8 protein-coding genes are annotated in these 12,046 nt (G+C 50.0%); 4 read left to right on the top strand and 4 right to left on the bottom strand.

The window, feature by feature from the left end; translation table 11 throughout:
- Positions 1 to 491 precede the first annotated feature (491 nt).
- The 4 genes from ACG2F4_RS10895 to ACG2F4_RS10880 all read right to left on the bottom strand — a co-directional run bounded on the left by ACG2F4_RS10895 (position 492) and on the right by ACG2F4_RS10880 (position 4,296).
- Positions 492 to 2,309: an SLC13 family permease gene (locus ACG2F4_RS10895; protein ID WP_395260656.1), complete on the bottom strand. Its 1,818-nt coding sequence runs from the start codon at positions 2,307 to 2,309 to the stop codon at positions 492 to 494.
- 45 nt (positions 2,310 to 2,354) lie between these two features.
- A complete protein-coding gene (locus tag ACG2F4_RS10890) occupies positions 2,355 to 2,585 on the bottom strand; it encodes a LapA family protein (protein ID WP_395260655.1) in 231 nt (76 codons plus the stop codon).
- Between the two features lie 549 nt (positions 2,586 to 3,134).
- Complete coding sequence (locus ACG2F4_RS10885) at positions 3,135 to 3,956, bottom strand: arsenite methyltransferase (RefSeq protein WP_395260654.1); 822 nt, start codon at positions 3,954 to 3,956, stop codon at positions 3,135 to 3,137.
- Between the two features lie 4 nt (positions 3,957 to 3,960).
- Positions 3,961 to 4,296 (bottom strand): ArsR/SmtB family transcription factor, encoded by a 336-nt coding sequence (locus ACG2F4_RS10880; RefSeq protein ID WP_395260652.1) that lies wholly within the window; start codon positions 4,294 to 4,296, stop codon positions 3,961 to 3,963.
- Positions 4,297 to 4,736: 440 nt separating this feature from the next.
- On the opposite strand from ACG2F4_RS10880, the gene ACG2F4_RS10875 reads away from it, so the two are divergent.
- The 4 genes from ACG2F4_RS10875 (at position 4,737) to ACG2F4_RS10860 (ending at position 12,037) form a co-directional block, all read left to right on the top strand.
- On the top strand, positions 4,737 to 5,789 hold the full coding sequence (locus tag ACG2F4_RS10875; protein ID WP_395260651.1) for a porin: 1,053 nt from the start codon (positions 4,737 to 4,739) through the stop codon (positions 5,787 to 5,789).
- A 264-nt stretch (positions 5,790 to 6,053) separates the two neighbouring features.
- On the top strand, positions 6,054 to 7,040 hold the full coding sequence (locus ACG2F4_RS10870; RefSeq protein ID WP_395260650.1) for a 2-hydroxyacid dehydrogenase: 987 nt from the start codon (positions 6,054 to 6,056) through the stop codon (positions 7,038 to 7,040).
- Positions 7,041 to 7,336: 296 nt separating this feature from the next.
- Positions 7,337 to 8,383, top strand: coding sequence for a LacI family DNA-binding transcriptional regulator (locus tag ACG2F4_RS10865; RefSeq protein ID WP_395260648.1), 1,047 nt, complete (start codon positions 7,337 to 7,339; stop codon positions 8,381 to 8,383).
- A gap of 474 nt (positions 8,384 to 8,857) precedes the next feature.
- Positions 8,858 to 12,037, top strand: coding sequence for a SusC/RagA family TonB-linked outer membrane protein (locus tag ACG2F4_RS10860; protein WP_395260646.1), 3,180 nt, complete (start codon positions 8,858 to 8,860; stop codon positions 12,035 to 12,037).
- Positions 12,038 to 12,046: the final 9 nt, after the last annotated feature.

Below are 12,046 nucleotides of genomic sequence, written 5' to 3'. Positions count from 1 at the left end.
TATCTGGCGGATTTAAACCAGCAAAACAATTTGGTAAATATTGCCTCTTGAAGCTTCAGAAATATGGCTAACAAAAACCTTAATCACAATTTGAATGTTATTTTGCCAGGGGAATTTCCCACCGGGATAACTTTCATAGATGTACATGTTAACCCGAATATCTCACAGATCAGTTGTTGAAAGTTTTGTTACCAAATGAAATGCAACTATTTGAATCAATGTATGGGATGGCTGAAATGAAATTAAATAAAAGCTCGTTACCTGTAATTAAGACCCCATATTAGTCAATGATAAGCTATTTGCTACAACCAAGATCCTGCATTGGCATAAAGGGACCCGCAAAATTGGAAGGGTTTTGGGCAAATTAGCAAAATTCCTTGCATTTAATCACCACATAAATACCTTTAATTTATTGGCAGCCAATGAAGTAATGGGGGGACTGAGGAAGGCCCTAATTAAACGGATATTTTGGGGATAAAAAGTAAAAAAACTCACATTGTCCAAAAGATCGGCACCAAGATGATGACAAGCGCCCACAACGTTAATTCAAGCGGGAAACCGACCTTGAAGAAATCCGTAAACCGGTAATTGCCGGGACCATAAACCATAAGATTGGTCTGGTAACCGATCGGGGTGATCAGCGACATGGAGGCCACCAGGGTAATCGAGATAAACAGGCCGCGGGCTTCAACGCCCTGTGACTCGGCAACCGACAACGCTATGGGGAACATCAGGGCTACCGCGCCGTTATTGGTAATAACTTCAGTGAGCAGACCCGTAACAATAACAACCCCGGCCAGCACCGCCCGGTGGCCGTACGCGCTGGTCAAATCCACCATCCACCTTCCGATGAGTTCGGACGTTCCGCTTACCTCCATGGCTTTCCCCAGACCAATAGCGGAACCAATGACTATTAAAACAGTCCAGTCAACCGATTTTCGAGCTTCACCGGCTTTAATGACATTGAAACTCAACAATACCGCAACTCCCAAAATGCCCGCCAGCGCAATATGAACCAGTCCAGTGGCGACCAGCGATACAATGCCCACTAACACGGCCACCGAAATATACAAATCTTTTCCCCCGGGCCGGCGCTCTTCAATGCTTGTTTCTGCCCCCACTGCTTCCCCACCGGCCGCACTAGTCAGGAAAAAATCTTTGGTATCCTCATGGACCTCTCGGAATCCAGGCCTTGTATCAAGCAACAGCACATCACCGGGATGCAGTACAAACGGTCCAAGAGGCTGGTCAACACGTTTTCCTCTCCTGCGCACGCCGGTTACGGCGGCTCCGAACCGGTCTAGGAGCCTGGCTTTTTCAACGGTGCTGCCCACCAGCGGCGATCCTTCTTTTACAACCACCTGGTGAAGCTCCCGTTCCGGGCTTCCCTCCTGCTGCACATCATCTCTCGGAGGCTTATGAACAACGTGCAGCCCGGAATAATCGGTCAAGTCAGGTGCTTTCACTGCAATGCCCCCTTTTGCAGTATACAAAAGATGATCGCCCTGCCGTAGTTTCTCATTTTTCGGAACAGGTGCTATTTCACGGTCCCCGCGGTTAATACGAGAAAGGAAGAAGCCCTGTATTTCATCTAACCCTGTTTCCCTTACCCTTTTTCCAATTACATCTGCACCTTCTCTAATCTCAACCTCCACCAGCAGGTTCCGTTCCTGCTCCTCCTCATAGCGAATATCGCGACGGGCCGGGGTTAACAGGGGAGAAATGAAAACGAGGTACAACAGTCCGACAACTGCACTGGGTACGCCAACCCAGGCTAGTTCAAAAAAGGAAAGACCCTCAAATCCGTGACTTTGCAGCAGTCCGTGGGTAATGAGGTTGGTACTGGTCCCGATTAAGGTGCAGAGCCCTCCCAAAATTGCGGCAAAAGAAAGGGGCATAAGCAGCTTTGAGACGACAATGTTATTTTTCAGGGCCCATCGCCGGATAGCGGGAATACCCATCGCTACAACGGGAGTGTTATTTAAGAAGGCGGAATAGATGGATACACTGGGGCACAACCGCAGCAATATTCGCTGGATACTCCGGGTCTCCCGTCCCAGGATAAAGGAACTGGCACGGTCGAGCGCGCCGCTTTCCCGCATCGCCGCCGACACCACGTACAGGCTGCCCAACGCAATTAATGTTGTATTTGCGAATCCCTGGAACGCCTGCTCAAGGCTTAGAACCCCGCTGATTGTGAGGATAGCCAGGGCCGTCAACAGGATAGCATCCGGGCTCCACAGGTCAATCACCAACCCGATAAAAGCACCTACCAATACTCCAATAATTAGCAGCTGTTCGAATCCCATGTGGAGTAAGACAAGATTATAATTTCCAGATGAATAGCCCCTTTATCACGCTTCTCGCTGCTGGTCGGGGGCCCGGGAGCGCCTGCTCTTCAATAGAAAACCGAGCACCAATCCTGATACAAAGCCTATACCCCCGGTCAGGAATAGCAGAACGACCAGCGACATTTCTGCAGTAAAGCCCAGAAAGTGGGCCTGAACGGAAGCGGTATTTTGTACCACAAGCAACACCAGGACCAGGGTCAGAATCACGAAAATTGCCACTTTTGTTTTTTTCATAGTGTACTTCCCATTTTCAGTACCAGGATTAATCGACCGGCGTCCACTCAATCAAAGGTATAAATTAAATTACCCACCTGGTAAGTGAATTTTGCTGCACCGGAGCCTTAGTTTAATTCATTTAACAAGCCGAACCCGACAGGTGCATACATTTGCTATTCATAAGAATTGGTGCTTTGGGCCGTACCTCATCCCGCATTATTCCCGAAGAGTTCCTAAATAATTGGATGGCTCAAATTTTGGAATTTACCGTTAAATATTTTTAAGCCACCTTTACAGAATCTGCTGTTTTGTTGGGAGGTGGTTGTATCACCGACATTAACATACGGGAGAATAACGCCTGCAACGAAGGGTCGAGGAGATTGCAAAGGTCTCCATAACTTGATCCTGAAAAACCGATTTTTCCGCTAACATCTTTCCCATTGCTTTCCGCTACTACATGAAGCCCTAATATTCTGGCTTCATTTAATACACATCAACATCTCGCACCGGCTTTATATTTCTGAGAACCACCAGGGTTGGCCAACCCTGGTGGTTAAACATTTATTACTACGGTTTTTCGGCATACACCGTAATGCTGTAGATGCCTACCCCGGAAGCGTTGAATTCCCCGATTTCATCAGCGGACATGTACGGGCTTAAAATATCATCCGGGAGCTGAATCTCTTTCTGTTTTTGGAGGGTGATATTTTCGAAGCCGCTTTCCCTTATGACCGACAGATACGCATCAAGGTCGATTGCACCGGCAACACAGCCCGCGTACATTTCGGCGTCCTCTTTGAGAGATTCAGGCAGATCGCCCTTGGTGACGACGTCGGAGATGCTGAAATGCCCCCCGCTTTTAAGGATCCGATATGTCTCCGAAAAAGCCTTTTTCTTGTCGGGCACCAGGTTCAGCACGCAATTGCTGACTACCACATCGGCCAGTTCCTCTCCGAGCGGCATATCTTCAATATCTCCGACCACAAATTCCACATTTTCATATCCCAGTTTCGCGGCATTTTTCCTAGCTTTCTCCACCATCTCCTCGGTCATGTCCAACCCGATGACGCGCCCGGTTTCGCCTGCGACCTGACGGGCCACAAAGCAGTCGTTGCCCGCCCCGGAGCCGAGGTCAACCACCGTATCTCCCTCACTGATCTTTGCAAATTCGGTGGGCAAACCGCATCCCAACCCCAGGTCCGCCTCTTCATTGTACCCTTCAACCGTCGAATAATCTTCGGCAAATACCGCGTAATCCACGGTATCGCAGCAGCCGGTTGCTCCGCAGCAGGAACTCGCATTTTGGTCGCGTGACTGCTTGCTTATTTGGGCATATTTTTCTTTCACTGTAGCTTTTAAATCTTCAGATGTTTGGTTTTTGGTATTCATGGTGTTAGCAGCATTCGTTGTTAATGGATTTGAGTAGTTTTCCGGCAAGTTCGCCGAGCAGGGCGTGAAGTTCCGGGACGACCTCCTCGTCAAGGCAGTAGCAGGTGCGAACTCCGTCGATTTCGCCCTTAATGATACCCGCTTTTTTCAGAGCCTTCAGATGTTGTGAGACCGTGGACTGCGCCAGCGGCAACTCTTCCGTGATATCGCCACAGATGCATCCCGGGCGGTCTGCCAGAATCTGGAGAATCGCCACTCGCGCGGGATGCCCCATCGCCTTGGCCAGCGCCGCCGTTCGCTTCTGTTTTTCTTCGAAAAGACCTTCCTTGGTTATCGCCATAGCTAAACTTTTAATCGTTTATCGTAATAAAACGATATAATATATGCATCCTTGTATTCTCCTCCAAATAATCGCGGATTTTTTATCTGGTTTCCGAACTAGTGTCATGTCAGCCATAAACAGTCGGGGTTACGGGATACTGCAACGCAGATGACACTGATACCGAGGATTAGCCACAGAATAGGTTTTCAAACAGCCCCTTCAAATGATCAATTTCGTAGATTAGCCTGATCGGTAGTATTCGCATTTTGCCAGTCGGCCGGTAACAGTCTCTTGCAGCACGGCTATTACGACTAGCCGGAAACAACAACCGGACGTTTCCTGTATAACCTCACGATTCCGGCCCTAAAACCTAACCGGGAAACCTGCGGTGAACGATGAATGGCCGGAATCAATTACAACATCACAGATTAAACAAAATTAAACAAAACTATTATTGTATGATGGCAAGCTACACGACAAAACTTAAATCTTTTTTCCTCTCTTTCTCAATTATTTTGCTCTGTTCTGCCGTAGCCGTTGCCCAGTCGGCCGACAGCCAGGAGCCCGACTTTAACGCATTTCAGCAGCAGTTAAAAAAGGATTATTTTTCGGTAGGCGCCCTGTTACAAACCATCGGGGACTACCAGCACGAACGCTCCGCGGGATACAACGGATTTTTGGTCGGCAATGCCCGTTTGCAGGTGTACGGCGAATTTGACCAGGGATTTGGCTATCAGCTGCAAACAAATTTTACCAGTTCAGCCGCCCTGCTGGATGCCGCGGCCTACTACCGGTTTTCGGATGGTTTCCAGGTCAAAACAGGGGTTTTTAAATCACCCTTCAGCTACGAGTACCTGACCGGGGCCGCCGCCATTGATTTTGTAAATCGATCAACCGCCGTCAGTCAACTGGCTCCAAAGCGCCAGATCGGGGTTCAGCTCTCCGGACAAACCACCGACGGTATCCTCCATTACAGCGTTGGCGCGTTCAATGGCAATGGATTTGGAATAAACCGAAATAACGACTCCCACCTACTCTATGTCGGACGACTGGAAGCCCGGTTTGACACCGACCGGCAACATTCCGACGACCAGATTACGTTCGGGGTCAACGCCTCCCGGGAAACCAAACGGCGCAGCGGGTTTATCGGCGGTATACGGGGAGACCAGACGCTGCTGGGCACGGATGTCCGAATCACTCAGAGCAACCTTTTCCTGGCCGGCGAATTTATCTATTCCTGGCTTGATGCGGATTCCCAGGCCGATCAATACAACCCGTTTGGATACCACGCTACCGCCGGCTACCATGTCACTCCAAAAACACAGCTGCTGGCCCGGTGGGACTATTTCACCAGTGATGAGTTGCCCGGGAGCGTCAATACCGAATCGATTCTGGCCGGGATCAACATCTTTCCCACCAGCGTCTCTGAAATTCAACTCAACTATATCATTCCGACCAAACAATCTATTGAATACTCCCAGGTGCTGGTTAACTTCCAAATAAGCATCTGATTCCGCTTTGGACCTGTAATACACTCCCGCGGGAATACGGCATTGCCGATCTAAACAGTCCGTTCACGGGTACTGTTTGAATATCATTCCGCGGTGATCTGCAGCATCGGTTTCATCTGCATTCCGGTAAACCTGACGATTCATAGTTGAGATGGCACCGGTCGTCCTTTTTATAATTTAAAAATAGGATTGAGCTTTCGATCCGAAACGAAGAAATTGGACCAACAGTTTAGCAGGAACAGTAACCCAACACTACCATCTATCATGCAACGCACGCAGCAAAAACCCGTGGTACTGATTGTGGATTCGGTCTACAACCGCGCACCGCAGCTTTTTTCATCCATATCAGATTTACATATTCTTGAAGCCCCGACAGGGGAGGAAGCCCTCGCACGCATGGTCAAGGAAAAACAGGCCGCAGCGGTGGTGCTCAATGTTGACTCCTACCGTGGACCTCTCTACCAATCTTTTGGCAACAAGGGTCTGCTCGCCCGGTTCGGAGTGGGTTGCGATGGCGTGGATTTTGACAAAGCTTCAAAACACGGGCTGGTCGTCACCAACACACCGGGCGTCCTTGATTCCACGGTCGCGGAATTCACGGTCTTTCTGGCGGGCGAAGTGCTGCGGATGGCGGGCCGCTGCAGCAACGAGATCAAGCAGGGCCGTTGGAACCCGGTTATGGGAAGAGAACTGCATGGAAAAACCTTTGCTATTCTTGGACTTGGCAACATCGGGAAGCGGGTCAGCCAAATTTTGTCATTTGGATTTGGGGTGGATGTACTGGCGCTAAAAAAACATGCAGGCGACCCGGATCGGCTGAAGGAAAAATACGGGGTTAATAAAATTTCGACAGAATTTTCTGAAATTGCTCCCCACGCGGATATTGTATCGCTGCATCTGCCCGCCAACAGCGAGACTCATCATTTTTTGGACCGGGACCGCCTGCATCAGCTGAAGAGGGGAGCTGTACTCATCAATACCGGACGCGGTGCACTTGTCGATGAAATTGCTCTTTACGAAGCCCTGAAAAGCGGTCAACTAGCCGGAGCCGGACTTGACGTGTTCGCCCGCGAACCCTACAAGCCCGCTGACCCGGATGCCGACCTGCGCACCCTCTCCAACGTGATTCTCACTCCTCATATCGGCAGCAGCACGAAGGAGTGCTCCCGAAGAATGGCCAAACGGGTGTTGCAAAATATTCGCTATTTTCTGGATAAAGAATATGACCAGATGGATGTCGTTACCAGGTAGCCCAATACCAGGAATGGTTGCAACGGAAATCTTGGGAAAATTTAAACTGACTGGTTGGCTGACACATCCCGGCCACGTTAACAAGTAAACAGGTTACACTCCTTTTGTGGCACCTGCTTATTTCTCTTCAGGGGAGGTTGTAATATTGGCACATGAAATAGTCATTTTTCGGGGATATCACGTTGACACTATGCAGGGGTGATCAAATTTTCGAAATAATTGGCAAAATTCGTATTGTAAATTCCTGCCATTGGATAACAATGTAAACCAGAGCAGATGGTATTTTTACTACATACATGAAAAAAAAGAACAGTTATACCGTTGAAGATGTTGCAGAAGAAGCGAATGTATCAACCGCGACGGTTTCCCGGGTCTTCAGCGGGTCGGCAAAAGTAAATACCAAAACCACTGAGCGGGTGATCAAGGCCGCCAAAAAACTGAATTACCGGCCGAGCCGGGTTGCCCGCCGCCTGCGGGTTAAGAGTACCCAGTCGATGGTGATCGGCCTGATCGTAACCGATCTGCAAAATCCCTTTTTTTCCGAAATTGCGCGCGGCGTGGAAGATGTGGCTTATGAAAACAAGAACGGTGTAATTGTCTGTAATTCTGACGAAAACCTGAAAAAAGAACACTTCTATCTCGACACGCTGCTGGATGAACAGGTCGCCGGACTGATCATGGCCCCGACAAGCGGTAACCACGAATATATTCAGGAAATTGTTGATCAAAACGTCCCCGTGGTGTTCGTGGACCGCCATATCCCTTCCCTGAATGTGGATACGGTGACCGTCGACAACGAGAACGGGGCCTACAAAGCGGTCAAGCGATTGATCGGGCTGGGACACCGGCGAATCGGTATTATTACCGGCATCAAAGGCATTTATACCACGGACCAGCGTTACAACGGGTATGTAAAAGCCCTGGATGAGCACAACATCCCGGTTGACGAGGAGCTGGTTGCCTATGGAAACTCCAAGGAACAGGGGGGCATTGAAGGCACCCGCAAGCTGTTATCTCTTGACACCCCGCCTACGGCTATCTTTTCGACGAACAACCTTATGACCCTCGGCTGTTTTGAGGAAATGTATCGGCAAAATGTGAACGTACCTGATGATATTTCAATTGTAGGCTTCGACGATATGTCCTGGGCCTCGGCTCTCAATCCCCCGCTTACCGCGGTTCGGCAGCCGGGATATGAGCTGGGTACTACGGCGGCGGAACTGCTGCTTAAAAGACTCAGGGATCCAGCCCGCACCATCTCCAACATTGAGCTGCACTCTGAGCTCATTATTCGAAAATCCTGTGGTACAAGCGTCGCACGATCAGCGGCCGACACGGTATAAAACCATCTTCCCTTCGCAACATCTATCCCTGCAACCAGACTTATGCAACGAGCAATTTGGTTATAGGCCAAGCCCAGGTGAAGCTGCTTCATAAACATTCAGCTGCATTTCGAATGGACAGTTTCAACTTTATCCCCGCCCAACCAAATTTTAAAAGTATTACGCCACAAACTCTCAGCAATCCATCCTAATTTGTAAAAAAATGTAAACAATATTGCCATTAATTATGTAAACGATTTCATTTAATAATCCACTCATTAGTAAAAATAAAAGGGTAAATCCTTATTTTTTTTATGTAAAATGTAAACGATTACATAAAAAGGGGATCGTTTTACATGTCAGTCGGGTGGAAATAAAAGGGAATATCAATAAAAGTCAGAAAGGAACAGGGATGGATATGATTCTACCATTGATGTAATTCGTGCATTTCCGGATCACCATATACAATACCAACTTCTAACTTTGGGATAAGTTATGAAAACGTTCAAAATACTACTTTTTCTGTGCCTGGCAGCATTAGCAGTCAACTCCCAGGCAATCGCAGCAGTGACCCTCCAGGACGCGCAGTCCAGCTCACAAACCGTAAGCGGAACGGTAACGGATCAAGCCGACGGCAGCACCCTGCCCGGTGTCAATATCCTTGTAAAAGGAACAACCATCGGCACCTCGACAGATAGTGAGGGCCAGTATGAATTAACGGTACCCTCTCTGCAGGATACACTGGTATTTTCCTTTATAGGGTATCAAACCCAGGAGGTGCCCATACAGGGAAGAGCACTCATAGATATTGCACTCGCACCTCAAACACTGATTGGGGAGGAGCTGGTCGTTACCGGCTATGGAGTTCAGCGCCGGGGGGAGCTGACGGGCTCCGTAACGAGTGTTGACCCGGAAGATGTGGCAGAAGTAGCCACGCATAATCCGCTGCAGGGCCTGCAGGGACGCGTGGCAGGCTTGCAGATCAACCGGGACGGAACGCCCGGCGGCGGCACCCAGCAGGTTCTTATACGGGGCATTAGTACGCTCGGGGATAACGAACCGCTCTATATCATTGATGATCAGCCGGTGGAACGAAGGCGCTTCGACCTGTTGTCTCCCAATGAAATTGAGTCTATCCAGGTGCTGAAAGATGCTTCCGCCGCCTCGATTTATGGATCGAGAGCTTCCAATGGAGTTATCATTGTCACTACCAAAAAGGGCCAGCCCGGTGAGTTGCGGCTGGAATTCAACTCCAGAACGACGTTTGAAAGCCAGTACCCCACGGTAGATGTCATGAATACCGAGCAGCGCGGAAGGGCGGCCTGGCGGGCATCCGTAAACAGCGGGGCGGACCCAAATGATCAGGTCCATTACGATTATGACTGGTCCATGCAGGATGGCCGGCCGGTGCTGAACAGTATCGAAACCGTTGAGTGGCTTGACCAAAATGTGCAGGGAGGTATCCGGGCTGCCGATACCGACTGGTTCGATGTTATTACCAGAAACGGGCTGAGTACGGAAAACAACCTCTCGCTCTCAAGTGGAGGCGACAATTACAGCCTGCTGGCATCTGTCGGTCACAATTTTCAGGAGGGAGTTGTCAAGTTTAATGACTTTGAGCGGTTTACGTTCCGGCTGAACTCCTCCATGGATCTGCTTGACGGCAGATTGACCATTGGGGAAAATATGCAGCTTGCCAGAAGCGAGCAAACGCCCTTTTCAGATTACGTGTTCGGCGGGAACCCGTTAAGTACAGCTACATTGCTGCATCCCATCATTCCCGTATACGCTGAAGATGGCAGCTTTGCCGGCCCGATCGGAGGTGGACTCTCCGACCGGCTGAATCCACTGGCTACATCCACATTTCAACGAGACGACAACAACGAGGTACGGTCGGTATATGGAAATTTCTATATGGATTTAAGCATCATGGAGAACCTGGAATTCAGCTCCAATTTTGCAATCGATTATGACCAGGAGGTCCAGTCCGTGACCCTGGAGGAGTTTAACATTGGATTTCTTTCCCGCGAGCCCAACAGGCTGGTTGAAGATAACCGCACTACCTCCAACTGGACATGGTATAACACGCTGAATTACTCCTTTGATCTTGGAGAGCACAGCACCGAAATACTGGCCGGAGTGGAAGCAACCCGCAGTAATACGGAATTTTTGTCGGCCGAACGGCAGGATTTTCTGCTGGAGACCGACGACTTCTGGCAATTTGACGCCGGAACCGGCCCGATGACCGTCTCCGGCACCGCCACCGGCTTCCGGCTGTTTTCATACTTTTCCAAAATAAATTATGACTATGCCAACCGGTACCTGGCTACCGCCACGTTCCGGTATGACGGCTCCTCCCGGTTTGGCGAAGACAAGCGCTTTGGGTTTTTCCCCGCGTTCTCTGCGGGATGGAGAATCTCAGGTGAAGAGTTCTTCCGAAACAGTGAAAGCCTTGATTTTATATCCGATCTCAAGATACGAGCCGGCGTTGGCAGAATGGGGAATCAACGCATCGACAACGAGGCCCCGTTTGCCTTTTTCACCCCGGCCTACGGCACCGCCGAATTCTTGTGCTGTGGGGCATTCGGCCGACCCACCGGCACCGCCTATGCCCTTTCAGGCCAGCAAACCGGGGAACTCCCCTCGGGTGTGAAACAAGTGCAGCGTGCCAATCCCAACCTGAACTGGGAAGAGACGGATGAACTCAATATGGGGTTGGATATCGGGCTGTTTGACCAGCGATTGACCGGATCATTTGATTATTTCTTCCGGGAAACCCGCGATATCCTGGTATTGCCTCCCCGGCTGGCGATACTTGGAGAAGGAGCCGACCGGTGGGAAAACGGGGCCACCATGGAAAACCGGGGCTGGGAAGTCGCCCTGGGCTATAACAACAGCTCGGGAGATATCGGCTACGGATTTAATGCCTCCTTTTCCTCATCCAGTAACAAGGTAACATTTGTGCCCGAATCCGTAGTCCGCGATTTTCCTGGCAATGTGGAAAAAACGATCATCGGTCAGTCGATTACCTCCAACTTCGGATATGTGGCCGACGGCATTTTCCAAAACCAGCAGGAGGTCGATAACCACGCCGATCAACCCGGTAAAGGAGTGGGACGGCTGCGCTTTAAAGACCTAAACGGGGATGGAGTGGTCAATACGCTGGACCAGGATTGGCTTGGCAATGAATCCCCCGACCTTGAATACGGATTCCAGGGCAATGTCAGCTACCGGCAATTCACCCTTTCATTCTACCTACAGGGCGTGTATGGGGTGGATCGGTTTAATCCCGTGAAATCCAGGGTATTCTACGGGGCCGGCACCCATTCGGGAGAAAACCTGCTCACCATGGCGCTCGATGCCTGGACCCCGCAAAACACCGACTCGGATATTCCAGCCCTCTCTCTGGATGATGCCAACAATGAGTCCAGGATGTCCACCTTTATGATTGAGGATATGTCGTATCTAAAACTCCGAAATATCCGGCTGGAATACACCCTGCCTGTGGAACTGCAAGACAGGATCGGCTTGAAAAATGCACGGGTCCACGTAACCGGGGGCGAGCTGTTTACGATCTCATCCAGTGATTTTTCCACCGGTGGAGACCCTGAGAACCCGGGGGCGTTCTATCCCCTGCCCCGCACATTCACATTCGGCTTCAACGTGGCGATATAACCAAGGAAT

It is taken from the genome of Halalkalibaculum sp. DA3122 (assembly GCF_043951865.1).
Taxonomy (GTDB): Bacteria; Bacteroidota; Rhodothermia; order Balneolales; family Balneolaceae; genus JAMQKA01.
The sequence above is the reverse complement of the archived record's forward strand: the minus strand, read 5'-3'. Positions and strand labels throughout refer to the sequence as shown.